At 52.6% G+C, this 16830-nt stretch carries 21 protein-coding genes; 2 read left to right on the top strand and 19 right to left on the bottom strand.

Annotated features, from left to right (window positions below; all coding sequences use genetic code 11):
- Nucleotides 1-152 precede the first annotated feature (152 nt).
- The 9 genes from FKW19_RS15710 to FKW19_RS09340 all read right to left on the bottom strand — a co-directional run bounded on the left by FKW19_RS15710 (nucleotide 153) and on the right by FKW19_RS09340 (nucleotide 10730).
- Nucleotides 153-968 carry a hypothetical protein gene (locus tag FKW19_RS15710; RefSeq protein ID WP_238331240.1) on the bottom strand — a complete coding sequence of 272 codons (816 nt, stop codon included), beginning with the start codon at nucleotides 966-968 and terminating at the stop codon, nucleotides 153-155.
- 303 nt (nucleotides 969-1271) lie between these two features.
- A complete protein-coding gene (locus FKW19_RS09375; RefSeq protein WP_116100477.1) occupies nucleotides 1272-2450 on the bottom strand; it encodes an HNH endonuclease in 1179 nt (392 codons plus the stop codon).
- 199 nt (nucleotides 2451-2649) lie between these two features.
- Nucleotides 2650-2979, bottom strand: coding sequence for an endoribonuclease MazF (mazF, locus tag FKW19_RS09370; RefSeq protein ID WP_116100476.1), 330 nt, complete (start codon nucleotides 2977-2979; stop codon nucleotides 2650-2652).
- Complete coding sequence (locus tag FKW19_RS09365) at nucleotides 2979-3221, bottom strand: AbrB/MazE/SpoVT family DNA-binding domain-containing protein (protein ID WP_116100475.1); 243 nt, start codon at nucleotides 3219-3221, stop codon at nucleotides 2979-2981. Before FKW19_RS09365 ends, mazF begins: the two co-directional genes overlap by 1 nt.
- A 140-nt stretch (nucleotides 3222-3361) precedes the next feature.
- Nucleotides 3362-4099 carry a M48 family metallopeptidase gene (locus FKW19_RS09360; protein ID WP_116100474.1) on the bottom strand — a complete coding sequence of 246 codons (738 nt, stop codon included), beginning with the start codon at nucleotides 4097-4099 and terminating at the stop codon, nucleotides 3362-3364.
- Between the two features lie 2 nt (nucleotides 4100-4101).
- Nucleotides 4102-7398, bottom strand: coding sequence for a type I restriction endonuclease subunit R (locus FKW19_RS09355; protein WP_116100473.1), 3297 nt, complete (start codon nucleotides 7396-7398; stop codon nucleotides 4102-4104).
- A 31-nt stretch (nucleotides 7399-7429) separates the two neighbouring features.
- Complete coding sequence (locus tag FKW19_RS09350; RefSeq protein WP_150150516.1) at nucleotides 7430-8578, bottom strand: restriction endonuclease subunit S; 1149 nt, start codon at nucleotides 8576-8578, stop codon at nucleotides 7430-7432.
- Nucleotides 8568-10094, bottom strand: a complete 1527-nt coding sequence (locus FKW19_RS09345) for a type I restriction-modification system subunit M (RefSeq protein ID WP_116100471.1) — start codon at nucleotides 10092-10094, stop codon at nucleotides 8568-8570. Before FKW19_RS09345 ends, FKW19_RS09350 begins: the two co-directional genes overlap by 11 nt.
- A 36-nt stretch (nucleotides 10095-10130) precedes the next feature.
- A complete protein-coding gene (locus tag FKW19_RS09340) occupies nucleotides 10131-10730 on the bottom strand; it encodes a restriction endonuclease subunit S (RefSeq protein WP_116100470.1) in 600 nt (199 codons plus the stop codon).
- 196 nt (nucleotides 10731-10926) lie between these two features.
- Between FKW19_RS09340 and FKW19_RS15955 the strand changes: the two genes are divergently transcribed.
- On the top strand, nucleotides 10927-11181 hold the full coding sequence (locus tag FKW19_RS15955) for a helix-turn-helix domain-containing protein (protein WP_116100469.1): 255 nt from the start codon (nucleotides 10927-10929) through the stop codon (nucleotides 11179-11181).
- Between the two features lie 67 nt (nucleotides 11182-11248).
- Here the strand turns inward: FKW19_RS15955 and FKW19_RS09330 are convergent, their stop codons facing one another.
- Nucleotides 11249-11560 carry a hypothetical protein gene (locus tag FKW19_RS09330; RefSeq protein ID WP_238331241.1) on the bottom strand — a complete coding sequence of 104 codons (312 nt, stop codon included), beginning with the start codon at nucleotides 11558-11560 and terminating at the stop codon, nucleotides 11249-11251.
- A gap of 84 nt (nucleotides 11561-11644) precedes the next feature.
- Nucleotides 11645-11941 (bottom strand): hypothetical protein, encoded by a 297-nt coding sequence (locus FKW19_RS09325; RefSeq protein WP_150150643.1) that lies wholly within the window; start codon nucleotides 11939-11941, stop codon nucleotides 11645-11647.
- 133 nt (nucleotides 11942-12074) lie between these two features.
- On the opposite strand from FKW19_RS09325, the gene FKW19_RS09320 reads away from it, so the two are divergent.
- Nucleotides 12075-12494, top strand: a complete 420-nt coding sequence (locus tag FKW19_RS09320; protein ID WP_150150513.1) for a hypothetical protein — start codon at nucleotides 12075-12077, stop codon at nucleotides 12492-12494.
- A gap of 69 nt (nucleotides 12495-12563) precedes the next feature.
- Here FKW19_RS09320 and FKW19_RS09315 read toward each other — a convergent pair whose 3' ends face one another.
- The 8 genes from FKW19_RS09315 to FKW19_RS09280 form a co-directional block, all read right to left on the bottom strand.
- Nucleotides 12564-12947, bottom strand: coding sequence for a type II toxin-antitoxin system PemK/MazF family toxin (locus FKW19_RS09315; protein WP_202878119.1), 384 nt, complete (start codon nucleotides 12945-12947; stop codon nucleotides 12564-12566).
- Complete coding sequence (locus FKW19_RS09310) at nucleotides 12940-13176, bottom strand: BrnA antitoxin family protein (protein ID WP_228142526.1); 237 nt, start codon at nucleotides 13174-13176, stop codon at nucleotides 12940-12942. Before FKW19_RS09310 ends, FKW19_RS09315 begins: the two co-directional genes overlap by 8 nt.
- Before the next feature lie 200 nt (nucleotides 13177-13376).
- On the bottom strand, nucleotides 13377-13937 hold the full coding sequence (locus FKW19_RS09305) for a recombinase family protein (RefSeq protein WP_150150514.1): 561 nt from the start codon (nucleotides 13935-13937) through the stop codon (nucleotides 13377-13379).
- Nucleotides 13938-14085: 148 nt separating this feature from the next.
- A complete protein-coding gene (locus FKW19_RS09300) occupies nucleotides 14086-14361 on the bottom strand; it encodes a hypothetical protein (protein WP_116100464.1) in 276 nt (91 codons plus the stop codon).
- On the bottom strand, nucleotides 14358-15029 hold the full coding sequence (locus tag FKW19_RS09295; protein ID WP_116100463.1) for a ParA family protein: 672 nt from the start codon (nucleotides 15027-15029) through the stop codon (nucleotides 14358-14360). The genes FKW19_RS09300 and FKW19_RS09295 overlap by 4 nt, the downstream gene beginning before the upstream one ends.
- 215 nt (nucleotides 15030-15244) lie before the next feature.
- Nucleotides 15245-15742 carry a helix-turn-helix domain-containing protein gene (locus tag FKW19_RS09290; RefSeq protein ID WP_150150515.1) on the bottom strand — a complete coding sequence of 166 codons (498 nt, stop codon included), beginning with the start codon at nucleotides 15740-15742 and terminating at the stop codon, nucleotides 15245-15247.
- Nucleotides 15743-15980: 238 nt separating this feature from the next.
- The gene (locus tag FKW19_RS09285) at nucleotides 15981-16280 is read right to left on the bottom strand and encodes a DNA-binding transcriptional regulator (RefSeq protein WP_116100461.1); all 300 of its coding nucleotides are present in this window, start codon (nucleotides 16278-16280) and stop codon (nucleotides 15981-15983) included.
- Nucleotide 16281: 1 nt separating this feature from the next.
- Nucleotides 16282-16569, bottom strand: a complete 288-nt coding sequence (locus FKW19_RS09280) for a type II toxin-antitoxin system RelE/ParE family toxin (RefSeq protein WP_238331412.1) — start codon at nucleotides 16567-16569, stop codon at nucleotides 16282-16284.
- Between the last annotated feature and the right edge of the window lie 261 nt (nucleotides 16570-16830).

Here is a 16830-nt window from a genome sequence, read left to right as displayed (position 1 = left end):
CTTGATACACCGTGGCTCCGGTCTGTCCCAATCTGACTATAGACTGTTTGGGTCAACCTAATTTGAATGGAAGAAATGGGGGGGGGGAGAAGAGACGGTCTGCTTGTCGTCCGCCAATTAGGAAAGCGGTCATATAATGAAACCACTTCAATCTATTCTGTTAGCATTCGGGCAAGGTCAATGAGCGTCACAAAGTCGATATCGAAATCAGATTTTAGCCAGCGCCTGTGATCTTCATCAAGCACCGATGCCTTTTTGGAACTTTTTCCAAAGTCCTCGCTACAAAATAGATCCATTCCAAAACCATAGTGCGCTGCGATGCTGTCACCATCTGCCCATTCTGCGACTGCTTTGGCTACGTCTTCTCTTTCAGACTTGGTTTTAGCGTGCCCTAACCCTCTATGAAATAGCTCGTCTTCACCGCTCCCATATTTTTTAGTAAGTTTTACGCCGAGTTCAATTGCAGCAGCCTTACCCACACCTTTACACCCTAAGTTTCTAGATAACTCATGCACTTTGTCCATGCAGTGGACTAATTCCGTAATTCCACCTTCAGGCATATACAAAGGGTAAATTTCATCATCCAAATGGAAATTCCCCATTTCCTTTCCAGTACTCAACGGAAGGATTTTCAAAGAAAGCGCATCATTAATTCTATTCATATGCTTTATGTTTATAGGAGCCCGGGTAAATGCAATTCCAATTCTTATGCCAATATTTTTATCATTTGTTTGATGGGTTTTTACGTTTATATGTGCGCTTCCCATTGTAGACGGACGATCCCGCTTCGTGATTCCTTCAAGTGTTATGAGGGTTTCACAAAAAAAACCTCGCAACTGACCAGAAATTATAGAATTTCGAACTATTTCAGCTTCACCTTTATTTTCTCTTTGTGAAAATTCTGGATATAAAACTGAGTTTAATGTATTTGAGTCGAATGTTACCGTTGGTATTGATTTTTTAATCATTTTCCTTACCTTATTATTTCAACACTATATTCCATTAACATTTAGAAACTACTTCATATTGGGAATATATAATTACAAGATGTCCGCTTTTAGAGAAAGCACCATATACATCAACGTCTCCAATGAGGGCGTATGCCACCTGTCTGCTCTTTTCTGCTGAACGGAATGTCGGCTATCAGGCCGTGAGATTAGAAAAGCGGCCATTCGTGCGGTCGATGTTCATGACAGCTTAACGCCGCTTTTGGATCGGTTTTGCTCACGCTTCGATCTTCTGAGTTGACGGCTAGTTTCAAGCCGCTTGAATTACGCCGTGGCCAGCACATTCTCGATATAGGCGATGGCGAACTGACGTGCAGCCGCTTCGTCCAGCCCTTTGACATGCTTCCACCACGGTGTTGACCGTTTAACGAATAACTCTTTTAGCCTCTCCAAGTGCTCCGTCGTCAGCGGCTGACCCGGGACGCCTCCACAGTTGGCCCAAGCGAAGTTCAGGCTCTCACGCACCATATATTCGCCCTCAGCGGTTTGTTGTGCATCCGAGATTGAGTCGAGCATTGCACCAACAACCTCCAATCGCTTTTCCGCTTTGACATGTTCGCAGTCGTAGATCGCCCGAATCTCTTCGGCATCCAAGTCGATACTGACCGCAACTTCTAGCTGCTCACCCGTGCGAGGATCTAAGGCATAAACCGACTGTAACCGATTGCAGGTATAGTCACGGCCGAGGCAGACCACGGCGCGGTGAATGCCAAAGTATTCCACGTAGCCGAGAATCAAACCTGTTGCCGGGTTTGCGTCGATGGCGACGCAATGCAGAGGCGTGGTTGCCGGACGGCCGTCGACCAAATCATCGACGTAATAGAATCTGAAACAGGGTTCGGTGTCGGTCTCACGCAGATACGACACTGCATCGCCGCATTGCTCAATTGAAAGACCGGCATAGTGTGCCTGTGCCAACGCGCTTTTCACCAGGGACCGGCCCGATAATGGGCCACCGAAGTTCAGGTCAATGTTTATAGCACCCCTCGCATAGGACCGTTGGCTTTTGGCTCCGGCTAACGTCGCCTCTATATCCACTTTCGGATATTTGCGCTTCAGCCCCTTTAAAACCTCGCGAGCCTGAGTGAGCGACCCTGTTGTTACATCGATGCGCTCGTTATTCAGGACCGACGTGCGCTTAATCACCGGCCGCGCTATTTCCAATTGGCCGCCGACATCCAGCAAAAAGTCCTCATGCGCCGTGGTGGTGACCGCCGTGCGTAAATTTTTCCCGCTCTGACGCTTGATACCGATGTGGAGAGCGAGAGGCCGCAACTGCTTCTCTAATGCTGCGTCCCAAGTCTGGCCCGCGCGGTTATTGCAGTTGCCATGCAGGAAATTGTTTACGGTTCTGCGACCCCCGATTGCATGAGGAAGAATATGCTCCTTTGAATCGTCGGCGGACGCTATGTCTTGCCCGCAAATAGCACAAACTGATGACACACCATCTCTCCGCGCAAACGACGTGTCCGTGAGGAAGTGCACGTCCATTCTAGGAAATTTATCCCAAAATTGGAAGTTTCGCTATCGACCCGTCCGGCCTGCAAGAAATCGTGCTGGTCATGTCCGTTATGCGCGAAGCTGTTCATAAACGCGCATGACCAAAATGAGGGCGACTGCTGCCTGTCTGCTTCCCCCCCCCCTACCCAACCAGGAGACGCACCTTCTCGCGGACGGCTTCCAGCTCGCCCCCTGTAACCTTGCCCTTCATTTTTGCTCGGCGCGCTCGCCAGTCGAGGCTTCTGACCTGATCAGACAGCACAACGCTCGCAGGCTGACCCTGAAGCGGAACTTCGAACGGGTAGCTTTTGATGCGCGTAGTCGTCGGACAGCAGACTATCAATCCTGACTTTGTGTTGTAGGAGGCAGGGGATAGCACGACAGCTGGCCGGTGGCCGGCCTGCTCACGACCTGCCTGGGGATCAAACTCCAACCACACGATATCCCCGCAATCCGGCACCCACTCGGCCATCACCAGGCCTCACCGCCGGTCGAGGGCCCAAACTCCATCTCCCCATGACGGTTTTCATCCGTAATTGCTGCTGTCAGGCTCTCCAGAGAAACCCTTTCCCGGCGAAGAGGCTGGATGATAATCCGCCCGTCTTCCTCTCGAACATCGACAGGCTGGTCGATCTGAAGCTGGACGGCTTCGAGAATGCTCGTCGGTAGACGAATGGCGGCGCTATTGCCCCACTTGCGTACTGTTCCATGCATGAGGTTGTCTCCATGTATCTACTTAGTAGATACGATATGTCTGTCCCATCCGCAACCAAAAGTGTTTACGAGGTCTCGTTCACCCTGATTTTTCTCCAAAGAAGACAGACCGCTCCTCCCCTCACTGCAATCAAATAGCACTATTTTTGCAGCATCATTTCAGCCATTCCGTCCAGTCTTGCCTTATTCCGCTCCCAGTCTGGCATTACTCTTTCCATAAGAGCCCAGAAAGCAGGTCCGTGGTTATGCTCCTTCAAATGACAGAGCTCATGCAGGAGCACGTAATCAATGCAGTCCCGTGGGGCTTTGACCAGATGTGGGTTCAGCGTGATGGTGCCCCCAGGTGAGCAGTTGCCCCACTGGGTCTGCATCACCTGAAGCTTCAGAGCCGGAGATGTTCTGACCCACAACGTTGTGGGAAGGAGGGCATCCAGGCGGTTTCGAAACACCTCCTGCGCCCGCGTAAAATACCACAGTTCCAGCAGCTTCTTGATCCGCAAGGCGCTGCGATCCTGCACGGACACCTCCAGCCGCCCGCGCAACATCCGCACCGTCTCTGGCGCATCAGGCTGATGATGCACCTTCAGCAGATGCCGCCGCCCCAGATAGAAATGGCTTTCCCCACTGACATAGGTACGCGGCGTGGCATATTCCTGCACCACCCGGAAGTCCCGCAATTTCTGCCAGATCCAGCGGGTTTTCTGCCGGAGCGCCTTGTCCAGATCAGCCTCTGTCGTGCCGTCCGGGACAGAAGCCTCCACCCGCAGGTCCGGATGCACCTTGATCCGCAGGGTTGTGCCGGGGCGGGTGCGGGGGATCAGGTTCACGCGGATCTGCTCCCCGCCATAGGTCAGGACGCGAGTGGGAGTTTCTTCCATGTTCAGCCACGTAGCGGATCAGCCGGACCAGCCCGCATGATCTGAACGACCTGTTCAACGATATCCAGAGCCTTGTCGGTCCCGAACCCCACCTGCTTTCCAACATTGTGAAGCAGCCCCAGAAGCTGCTGACGGACAGTTTTTTCCATATCCGCACGGCTCAGCGAATTCTCCCGCACGGCCTTGTCCACAACTGTGTCAATCTGGAACGCCAGATCAATCCAGCGCTGGTTCTCTGCGTCTGTCTGTTTGTGGTTAAAGATAGCCGCCAGCGTTTTCAGGAACACGCCATAATAGGCCTGGGCATGCCGGTGCCCGTCAAAAACAGAGGGGATATTGTCCAGCTTGCGGTTGGCCACCTGGTCCTCAAACTCCTGGAACAGCATGAACTGCTTGAGGGGATGGTCGAACAGGCTCTCGGCCTCTTCAATCACCTTGCGCAGCAGGGCCGAGAAGGCTTCCTTCGCATACGGGTCATCCTGCATCTCGTGGTCGATCATTTTCGTCACACGGGTGCGGATCAGATCCGTCTCGTTGCGGGTTTTCTCCTCGCTCCAGGTCTCCGGCTGGTTGTCTTCGGGCTTCTGACCCATTTTGCCCACGGCATAGAGCCCCTGGGAGTCATGGACTTTCACCCCCGCCACATGCCGGTCCAGCAGTTTTTTCACCTGCTCGGCATACTGGTCAAAGTCCACGGTTTCACCGGTATCCTGCAGCACGATCTGACGCAGGCTGGTGAGCTGCTTCAGCGTCTCCTTGTAGGTGGCGCGGTCTTTTTCCGTAAAGCTGGTGTCTTCAAAGAACGCCACCGATTGCAGTGCCACTTTCAGGCACGCGGCAAACTTCGTCAGCGCCTCATAGAAATCATCGCGGCGCTTGAGGTTCACGTCCACCATCTGGCCGTGTTCTTCCACCATGCGCGGCATGAGCACGGCGCGAAGCTGCTGGAGGTCACTCCTGTTCTTCACACCGTCAAATATAGCCCACAGGGCTTTGTGCAGGGCAGGGAGTTCGCGGTATTCCGTGCTCATCTGGCTATACAGCCCGGCAATATCCTTCGGGTCATACCCGCCAACATTTTCGGCCGCCAGTTCGTCATAGCGGGCCAGTGTGGTGTCCAGTTCTGCCAGAATGCCGCGGTAATCAATCAACAGTCCATGCTTCTTCTGGTCATGCAGCCGGTTCACGCGGGCAATGGCCTGAAGCAGATTGTGCTGTTTCAGCGGCTTGTCGATATACAGCACCGCATTCTTTGGTTCATCAAAGCCGGTCAGCAGCTTATCGACCACGATGATCAGCCTGAGGTCCGGGTCCTTCTCGAAGCGCTCGATGACGCCGCGCGTGTAGTCGTCCTCGCTCTGACTGCCGACATTGTCCTTCCACCAGTCCTGAATTTCCGGCTGTTTGCGCTCATCGACTTCCGTATGGCCCTCGCGCGTATCGGGCGGGCTCATGACAATGGCGCTCTCGAACAGCCCGACCTCGTCCAGATACTGCTTGTAACGGATGGCGGAGAGCTTGCTGTCACAGGCCAGCATGCCCTTGAGGCCGCTGTCGATGTTGCTGTCAAAATGCGTGGCCAGATCCATGGCAATCAGCCGGATGCGGTCATCCGCCTTGTAGACCTGATTGGCGCGGGCAAAGCGCTTCTTGAGGTCCGTGACCTGCTCATCCGTTAACCCCTGCGTGATGCGTTCGAACCAGGCATCAATGGCGCGATCATTTACATCCAGATCAGGCTTGCGCTCTTCATAAAGCAGGGGTGTCACCGTGCCGTCCGAGACAGCCTGCTGCATGGTGTAGGAGTGGATGATCTTGCCAAAGCGGCTCGTGGTCTCGCTGCCCTTGAGCAGCGGCGTGCCGGTAAAGGCAATGAAGGCGGCGTTGGGCAGGGCATGCTTCATGCGGGCATGGTTCTCACCGCCCTGACTGCGATGCCCTTCATCCACCAGCACGATGATGTCCGCACTGTCATTATGGCATTCGGGATAGCCGGTGGCGGTGTGGAACTTGTTGATCAGCGAGAAGATGATCCGTTCCTGCCCATGCCCGATCTGCTGCGCCAGACGGCGGCCTGAGGTAGCGAGGGCCTCTTCCCTGTCCTTTTTGTCCGCCAGTTCGCCGCCGGTGGAGAAGGTGGTGCTCAGCTGGCGTTCCAGATCCTTGCGGTCTGTCACCACCAGAATGCGGCACTGTTTGAGATCCTCATCCAGAATGAGGGCGCGGCTGAGGAACACCATGGTAAAGGACTTGCCGGACCCCGTGGTGTGCCAGACCACACCGCCCTCACGCCCGCCGTCACTGCGGCGGGTCTTGATACGCTCCAGCAGACGCTTGATGCCAAAGACCTGCTGATAGCGGGCCACGATCTTGCCCGCCTTGCGGTCGACCAGCGTGAAGAACCGCGCCATCTCCAGCAGACGCTCAGGGGAGAGCAGGCCGATCAGCAGCCGGTCCTGATCCGTGACGACAAGCGGGCGGGAGGCCCAGTCCTCGAACCAGGCCCGGTCAGCAGGCTCGCGTGTGGCAAACAGCGCGTCTTTCTGGGCCGGTGAGAGTGGCGTGTTCTTGAGCGCCTCCATCCGGCTTTCGGGAATGTCTTCTTCCTTCCAGCTTGCCCAGAACTTCTTGGGTGTACCGCAGGTGCCATAGCGCCCGTCATGCCCGTTGATGGACAGCAGAAGCTGGCTGTAGGCAAAAAGCCGGGGGATTTCGTCTTTGTTCTGGTTGCGGATGCTCTGGGAAATCCCGGCCTCCACCGTCGGGCCTTTGCCCGGCTGGCCATCGGGGCGCTTGGCCTCGATCACCGCCAGGGGGATGCCGTTGACGAAGCAGACGATGTCCGGCCTGCGGGTCTGTGTCAGATCCGTGCGCAGGACGCTGAATTCCTCGGTGAAGGTGAAACTGTTATTGGCCGGGTTCTGCCAGTCGATCAGGGCGATGGTCGGGGTGGCCTTGCGCCCGTTGATGAACTCGGTGACGGCAATGCCGAACAGCAGATGCGTGGTCATCTTGTCATTGGCATCGCGCAGGCCGGAGACAAAGTCCGGATGCGTGACGTGGGAGACCAGCGCATCAATGGCCTGATCGGACAGGGCGTGGTCCTGGCCTTCAAATGTGAAGCGGCGTTTTTTCAGCTCCGCCCGCAGGAGTGAGGCCAGCACCACGGCGTCCTGTTTGCCGCCCCGCAACGCCAGCGCCTCGGATGGGGGCAGAAACCGCCAGCCGAGCGTGCTGAGCAGGGCCAGGGCGGGCAGTTTGGCGCTGTATTCTTCCTGAAATTTCGGGGCGGGAGCCATGGTGTTCAACTATCCTGTGTGCTGAAATATCTTAATCGACCGTCACGCGACGTTTGCCCGTGAGAAGCTGCTGCATCAGGGCTTTCTTTTCCTGACGTAGCCGCAAGAGGTCGGATTCAAGCGCGGTGATTTCTTCGTCCGCTGTGCTCAGGACAGAAACCAGTTCTCGTTGTTCCTTAATGTCTGGCAGCGGAATTTTTATCTGAAGCATATGTTCTTTATTTAGCTTGGCGCGTGTTCCGCCATTCACAAAGGCAGTAATGTCTTTGTGAACCAAGCAATAATATACCCATTCATCAATACAAATCTCACTTTTTGCTGTCAGAATATGTGCATGATTATTTACCCAGCTTTTTCCATAGGAAATTTGAGCGATAGGTCTGTCGCGATATTCTGAAAAATATCCCCCATCTTCTGCAATTAATACAATTGTTTCATTGAAAATGTATTTATTTATGTGGTCGACAACAGCATTTGCCCCCCAGTAAGGAATATCACCTGACATTTCCTGTCGTTCGTCAGAATTAAGGGGGACGCGCTTATTATCCAAACATGCACAGCAAGATTTCAATGATGTATGTTTCCACTCCCCTGTGAACCCCGGCAGGCGTTTTTTGCCTGTGAGGAGTTGCTGCATGAGGGCTTTTTTCTGCTGCTGGCTGTTGGCCAGAAGCTTCTCAGTCCCCTCAATCGCACGATCCCACGTCGAGAGGATCGCCGCGATCTTCTTTTGTTCGGGAAGAGGAGGGATGTTTACGATCTGATTATCAATATCCTGTTTTTTGACATGGACTAGCGTGGCTTTAAACCCATGTGCTTGTCCTTCAATTTTGTCGGTGATCGATCTCAATATTAGATAAAGCCAGTTGTTATCAATTTTATCTTTTGAAAATACTTTAAATATATGTTGATTGAGGACACCTTGCGGGCCGTTCCATATAAAAGGTCCAAATGAGACCCCTTTGCTTCCAGCCCATGCAAAAAGAATTTGTCCTGGGTTTACCAGCCATTTTTCTAGTGGATTCCCAGAAAAATAATTGAAGTTGGAACTACCGTTTAAATTTTGAATACGGATAATTGGTAAGCCTTTAGTATCCCATTGATGTGGTTTGAACCCATTCCCATTTTGCAAAATGCAAATGTCGGCAACTGTTTTACGTTCCCACCCCTCAGGAAGCATAACCCAGCTCCTTCAGGTAAGCGTCCATCTTGGCTTCCAGATTTGCCAGTTCCGCCTTGATTTCCGCCCGTTCCTTGCGCACGGCGTTCAGGTCGATTTCCTCTTCTTCCTCAAACGTATCAACATAACGCGGAATGTTCAGGTTGTAGTCGTTCTCTTTGATCTCGTCCGGCGTGGCGAGGTGGGCGTATTTGTCCACATCCTTGCGGGCGCGGTAGGTGTCCACAATCTTCGTGATGTTTTCTTCGGTCAGCACATTCTGGTTCTTGCCTGCCTTGAACTCGCGGCTGGCGTCAATGAACAGTACGTCCTTCGTCTTGCGGTCCTTGCGGAAGATCAGGATGGCCGCCGGAATCCCCGTGCCAAAGAATAGCTTTTCCGGCAGGCCGATCACCGCATCCAGCAGGTTTTCCTCAATCAGCTTCTGACGGATCCTGCCTTCCGAACTGCCCCGGAACAGCACGCCATGCGGCACGACCACGCCCATGCGACCCGTGCGGTCTTTCAGGGTGCTGATCATGTGCAGGATAAAGGCGTAATCGCCCTTGGTCTTGGGCGGCACACCCCGGGCAAAGCGATGATGCACGTCTTCCGCTGCGTCTTCGTGCCCCCATTTATCGAGGCTGAAGGGCGGGTTGGCCGTCACCACGTCAAAGCGCATCAGATGGTTTTTATCATCCAGCAGCTTGGGGTTGCGGATGGTGTCACCCCATTCAATGCGATGGTTGTCCTCGCCATGCAGAAACATGTTCATCTTGGCGAAGGACCAGGTCGAGCCAATGGCTTCCTGCCCATACAGGGCGTAATCCTTGCTGCCGTTATGGTTCTGCGTCACCTGCTTGCCGCACTTCATGAGCAGGGAGGCCGAACCACAGGCCGGGTCACAAATACTCTCACCCGGTTGCGGGTCCAGCAGACGGGCCAGCAGTTCACTCACTTCCGGCGGCGTATAGAACTCGCCCGCCTTCTGGCCACCGCTGGCAGCAAAGTTCTTGATCAGGAATTCATAGCCATTGCCGATCACGTCCAGATTGCCCACGCGCGAGGGGCGCAGGTTCAGGTCCGGCTTGTGAAAATCTTCCAGAAGATGCCGCAGAATGGTGTTCTTCTGCTTCTCATCGCCCAGCTTGTCAGAATTGAAGCTGATGTCCTGAAAGACGCTCTTGCCCGCATCCTTCAGTTTGGTGCCGTTGGCTTCTTCAATGGCGTGCAGAGCCTTGTCGATCCGCTCACCATTTCCGGGAGCGTTGCGCTCTTTATAAAGCGTATAGAAGTCTGAGCCTTTCGGCAGAACAAAGCGTTCCTGTGCCATCATGGCTTCGATGAGGGCGGGATTGTCGCCATAGTCTTTCTTGTAGCCGTCATAATGATCCTGCCACACATCGGAGATGTATTTCAGGAACAGCATGGTCAGCACGTAATCGCGGTATGTGTCGGGGCTGACAGTGCCACGAAAGGTATCGCAGGCGCTCCACAGCGCCTTGTTAATTGTGTCCTGTGAAATCTGCTCGGTCACGAACTCAAATCCTGTTTCAAAACGTAAGAAAAAGCATCAGCTCGCCAGAAGATCTCTGGCAAGCCCGGTCATGATTTTCTGGTTGGTCTGGCGCAGACGGTGAAGCAACTCTTCCTCGCGCTGCATGGTGCTGGCCAGACCCACAATCTGTTCCTGTCGAGACAGAGGGGGCAGCACCACCAACACACTTTCCAGCGCTGGACGGGAAATGTTGCGCACCAGGGTGGAACTCTGGCTGTTCTGTTCCAGATGCCGCTGCGATGGTTCCTGATTGAGCCACCAGACCAACCAGGCTGGCAACACGTCAGACCGCGTCATGCGCAGCACAAAGAAATGGGGCGCTGCAACCGCTTGAAGGCTACCGATGCGTTCATCAATCAGAACTGCCAGTGACACATTCCCGCGGGCAGGAAAGAGAATATCGCCCGGACGCAGCCAGTCGGGTTCACGACGGCCAGACACCTCGGTCCGTACGCATGACGCCCAATCAACACCAGAAAGCGAGATATCGCGCATCTGCACGACGACTGTCCCAGCCCCTTCTACCGGATCAATCCGCCCCCTGAACGACCATCCTGTCGAAACGGTGCAGAGTGCAGAAACCGATACTTTCTGAACATGAATAGCGTTGGTCATGAATGTATCATGAGCAGGGATACTCCCCCTGTCAACGGTTTATTTTCGCACCATCGCTATTGGTGTATTTGGCGAGCGCGCCTTTTCGCCGTGTCTATTTCATACCCACCAGACAGGCATCACCCCACTATCCCAACGTGATCGCAATCTGCGTTTTCGCTGACATGTCAGAAGAACGTGTTAACGAAAATCAGTTTTGTTAACACGTAGCGCCCGCAGCTCTTCTGGATCCACCCAGCCCCTTCAGGCCCAGGAAGACTCTGACCGCTCAGGCTTCAGTCAGCAATATCTCAGCGGGCTGGAAAAAGGGCACCGCAATCCGACGGTCATCACCCTGTTCGAACTGGCCAGATGCCTTGAAACAACCCCGGACGAATTCCTGCGGGGTGTCAAATCTGACACGCAGACAGATCCGTCCCCTTCTCCTGTCAGCCCCTCTGCCGTAAGATAAGGCAGGTTACCTTTCTTAGAGAGCAGAGAAAGGGTCGAAGCAGATCCCGCCTTATGGCGGGATTTGTTTATCTTTCCCACGCTGCCAGGATCTCTGGTTCAGGTGCTACAGACTGGACTGGCTGAGCCGATAACGCGGCGAGATAGGCAGCTTTGATCTTGTTTTTCTCGGCCCATTTTCTGGCCCTGTAAAACGCTGACAAGAAAGCTGTTCTTTCTATCCCTCGCCCTGTCTTATCTCTTAGCCACGCTAAAACACGGTCTCGGCTTTCGCCTTCGACCATGCGCTGTTCTATTTCAGAGAGATGCTTTCTTACGAGTCCAGAAATAGTAACGCCGTCATATTTTCGGGATTCTTCCAATTTCCTTTTCTCCATCATGAAGCCCTCTTTTCAGCAGAAAGACCTATTGAGGCTATCTAGCCAATTTGCCTACTTTTTGACTACTTTTTGTATATTTCTTGACTACTCAGGATTTCCTCTGGGTTTTTTGTCTACTTTTTGCATATTTTTTGCATATCTCATTCGATTTTTTGGGTGTTTTTTCTTCTCCATTTTGTCTACTTTTTGTCTACTTTTTGAATACTTTCTGACTACTTTTTGTATATTTTGTCTGTTTTTAAGGATGCTCGCTCGCGCTCGCTGAAAGAGGACGCTGTTTTCTGCATAAATGGGTGTGGGAAAGGTCTTTTTTCTGCCCTGTTCTGACGGTTTTTGCTCCTTAATCTGGCTATACACATGACGCAGTTCTCCGAACTGCATAACTCATTGAAAACAAAAGGTTTTTTGTTTTTATTCGTTTTTTTTGAACTTCAAGTGAACTTCATTTATGTTGAAAATCCGCAGAAACATGCTGTTTTGTGAACTTCGTTTTGAACTTCGTTAGGTGTTTTTTATGGCGCGCAATAGGAATGTTACCGTCAGGTTGAGCGATGATGAACTGGAACGGCTACAAGAAGTTGCACCAGATGGAAACGTGGCGAAATACATTCGGGACACCGTTTTGAGACAGTCCAAAAGTGACCTCAAGCTAGTCAACATGGACGATAAGCTGGTCGAACTTGGTCAGGATATGAGGCTGGTGTCTGACATTCTGGCTGACCTGGAGCGGAAGGTTTCTGGCAAGCCCGCTGCGGCAGGAGAGACCGGCTCACAGGAACCCGGTGGCATCCCCGAAGAACTGGTTGGCATGGTGTTGGAGACGCTTTTGATGATGCGTTCATTCTGTCCGCCTCAAGAGCGAAAAATGGCTCAAGCAGACGTGGAGCAAATCGGCCTGCCAATTTGGAGGAAGACAAATTTGCGGGACCGTTGACCTCTGACATGCTCACCGGCCTTCAGGCCGGTGAGCATGTCAGGTAAGAGGAAAGACAGCTACGTCGATTTAACCATCAGCTCCAACCAACAAAGCAATCTGACGTCTGATTGCGAATAATTGGTCAGGACGTACCTTGCTTCCGGTTATGCGGAGACGATGCTTGGATGTGGTTGTCAGCAAAGCGCTAATTGCCCAACATGACTTGGAACAGCCGTTATCAGCGCTCGGATCAATCCGCACCGCCAGATCGGGAATAACGAGGTTCTCGTCGTCTGTTAGGGGAACAAGCATGACGTTCGGCCATTCAGGCGGAAATAATTCATCTTCAACAACAACAGCAGGTCGGAGTTTGTTCGGCTCTTTTGGCAAGGCATCACCCCGCCAATCTGCAAGAACAATCTCGCCAGGAGCAAAAACTCTCCCGCTAGCGACAACCGACCGATCACGCACCATGGGTTCCACCGGTCTCTTCAAAAAGTTCCTGGGCAGAAGGTGTTGCCGCAACGTAGCGGGCAACCCGGGCACTGTCTCTGCGAATACGATCGCGGCGCGCGCGCTTTGCTCCTGTTTCCAGGAGATCACGGACAAGCTGACTCAAAGGAATACCGCTCGCTGCTGCTTCCTGTTCAAGATTGAGACGTAGACGTTCATCTAGCCGGATTGAAAGCGGAGATGCCATAGCTTCCTCCATACAAATTGTATGCTGATTTTGTAGCGCAATTATGTATTCAACCACAACAAGAAACACTCTGAGATCAAGCCTATCTCCCCCGAACATGCAATTTTTAACAGATCGTGGCTTCCAGATATGCTTTACGGACGTTCTGCATGTCTTGTGGCATGAACCCGGCGGTATGGCAGGCAATGGTGGCCTGAGGCTCAGGCAGCCTTGAGATACGCATAAAGCGTTTCCCGACTTATTCCCAAGTCACGAGCAATCCGGGCTTTGGGCTCACGGGCAGAAACGCGGGCCTTTAGTTCCGTGATCTGTTCCGGTGACAGGGATTTCCTGCGTCCGGGTAGCTTTCCCCTGGCTCTGGCAGCCTGTTGCCCTTCGCGCTGGCGTTCCTTGATTAAAGACCGCTCGAATTGAGCGAAAGACCCCATCACTTGCAGGATCATCGTCTGCATGGGCGAAGCGTTCCCCTCGAACGTCAGGGCTTCTTTGATAAACCGAACACCTACGCCACGGGCTGTGAGTGTCTCCACAAGATGCAATAGGTCTTGAAGATCACGCGCGAGCCGGTCGATGCTGTGGCAGAGTATGGTGTCCCCTTCCCTTACATAACGAAGCATCTCGGTGAGGGCTGGTCTGTTCCGCGTGCCGCCGGAGCATTTGTCCGTGAAGATCTTATCCACCTTCACCCCATCAAACCTTTGCCGGTCGGTGTTCTGGTCAACACTTGATACCCGAACATAGGCGATGATCTGACCGACCATGATGAACGCTCCCTTATGTGTAAGAAAACCTCTAAAGAATATACTGACAATACGTCAATAAAGGAGTTTTCCGTGTTTTCCTGACACTCAAAAATCCCGGTTCTCTGCCACCCGGTCATCTGTCCAGAAAAGTATGCAATGTTGACACCTACCGATCCCCAAACTTGCGGGCAGCATTCTCACGTTCAAATAATTCCTCAATCGCCCGTTTGATAAGCTGGGAATTGTCCAGCTTCAAACGCGCGCGAAGAATTGCGACCTTTTCCACCGTGTCAGCCTCCAGATAACCGCCAATGTGTTTTAGTCCGGCCCTGGTATTCTTCACGGATTTAACTGCCTTGGTTGCCGGTTCATCAATCTGCTCTGGTTCCTGCTGACGTTTCATCGCGTCCAGAAATGAACTGGCTGTTGGTTTTTTGCTCATTTTTGCACCTTTGCACGCTTGCTTTTGTGCACAATTGCACTTGTGCTAATGTTCGCATGTTCTTTTATGCGCATCCAGAGTGCAGCAATTTCCTGGGCTGCTCTTCCTCTAGGCTCCGTCTCTGTGGCTGTTTTCCCTTCGCGGGCGGCATCTCTATGCGCCTTCAATCGCGCAATAGACGGCAATGCCATGTCCAGGTTCAGATTTGCGAAAATCTCTCGCCCTATGTCCTGTTCAGTTTTTCCAGATGGCTGCGTCATGGTCAGAACGGCAAGAGCTGGTTTCCCTGCCAGTCGTGCCAAGCGTTCCGTGCGAGCAACCTGCTCATATGCCTCTATGTCTGGTGTGCAGGGTATCAATACCATATCGGCGGAATCAACGGCGGCTGGCGTCTCTGTGCTTCTGGCTGGTGGTGTGTCGATAAATACAACATCACATCCTGCATCCTCTGCACGTTTCAGAATTGCAGGCAGTTCGCGCTCTGTTGAGAACTGAACTAATGGCGTGTCTGCTTCTCGACGTTCAGACCAGGCAACGGTTGATTGCTGGCTGTCCATATCAATCACCAGGACATTCAAGCCTTCCAGAGATGCCGCAACAGAAAGAGATCTGGTAAGCCAGGATTTACCGACACCTCCTTTCTGCATAGCGATTGCAAAAGTTCTCATGTGCATTTTTGCCCTTGTTCCATTGTGCACAACTGCATTTGTTTATAACTGCAACTGTGCAGGATTCCCAAGATATATCCTTGAATCGGTAGGCAAATAGCAGGCGTGATGTTGGTTTCGGGCTACGTAGGACCTAGTTTACCGCGAGTGTTTCCATATGCTTCCTATTCCTGAGCCATACGGTGTTGGTTTTTGGTGTGTTGGAGAAGGTGAGACTAGGTACTGCCCCGATATCCTATGCTTTCACACCATCGTATCAGGTCATTATGTGACATTCCGGCGGCTGAAAGTGGCTCTGCATTAAATAAATTACTCTGAGAATGAGATTCCGCTGTCATTTTGTCACTTAGAAAAAACCGCTGTTTTCTGCGGGCTAGAGCATCTTTAAGCTGTTGTGTGTAATGGGCGGCGGCAGCACGTGCCTGCTCCAATGGCTTGATGATCAGACGATATCGATTAACGCCGTTACAGATACGCCCTGATACCCTCTGACGTTGCCGCGTCCGTTCGACTATCCCTAAACGGTAAGCGGTCTCTAAGGCACGTATAACGGTTCTGGTGCTGCATCCAGCACGGGCGGCAATGCTTTCGTGCGATGGAAAGAGACCACGATGCCCGGCGAATGACGCCAACGCTTGAAGCACAAGGTGCGTCTTTGCCGTGATCTGACGGCCTTGTGTGAGTGTCCAAAGAGTAGAAGCGAAAGAGGTCATGTAACCAAAGCCCTTAAAATATGGGCGAGGCTTCCTCTCTCCTGCTGATCTAAGGCTTGAAACCGGCTTCGGTTATCCTTAGAATATAGCTTCGGACGCAACGGGTGCTTTCTTCACCTTTTGCATCAAGTCCACCTCGCCGGCGCAATCAGCGAGTTTTTGAAGGGGTCGCCTTGCCGGGCGGCCCTTTCATCATTTCAGGCACTATGTATCTGTGAAGATGCGTTTGCAAGGGCCATCATGCGCCAACAAGCACACGCTCCACCGCCTGCGGTTCTTTGTCGATAAGCATCAGCAACGTGCGGGCGGCCTTTTCTGGCGTCCGGCGCTTCTGCTCCCAGTCACGCACAGCGGCGGCACTAAAACCATATCGCGCAGCAAAACGCACCTGGCTCAGACCAGTCCGCTTCCGAATATCAGCAACATTGATTTCAGGAGGCGTCCAGACACGACCGGGCTTTACAGCCCCTTCGGCAATACCTACAGCCTGCTCCATGGAGGTAAGTAGTTCATCGGCAATATTCATTTGCTCTGCCATGTTAAGTTCCTCCTTGATCTGATTTCTTTATGCGTTCAGCCATAGAAGCCATGGCTTTCTTCTGATCTGGCGTAAGATCATCCTGTTCATTCTTGCCGTAGATCAACAGGGCATAAACAGGAATCCGGTCACTCGCGACATACCAGATGACCCGAACACCGCCCCTCTTGCCTCGACCTGACCCAGCAAACCTTAGCTTTCTAACGCCACCAGTTCCGGGGATAACGTCACCTTGGCGTGGGTTCTCAGCAAGCAGCCTAATGAGTTCTGCCCGTTCTTCACGGCTCAAAAGAGCATCTGCCCTCTTGGTAAAGATCGGGGTTTCTATAACTGAATGCATAACTCTTTATGCGGCATTGCCGTATTTTTAGCAAGAGATGATAATGAAAGCATCTCCAGCGGGACAACTTCATAGCCCGCATGTTGTCACATCTGAAATCTCCCGGAAAAACCACCATGCAGCCCTTGATACACCGTGGCTCCGGTCTGTCCCAATCTGACTATAGACTGTTTGGGTCAACCTAATTTGAATGGAAGAAATGGGGGGGGG

It is taken from the genome of Acetobacter sp. DmW_125128 (genome assembly GCF_008704325.1).
GTDB lineage: Bacteria > Pseudomonadota > Alphaproteobacteria > Acetobacterales > Acetobacteraceae > Acetobacter > Acetobacter oryzifermentans.
This window is presented reverse-complemented; position numbering and strand designations above follow the sequence as displayed.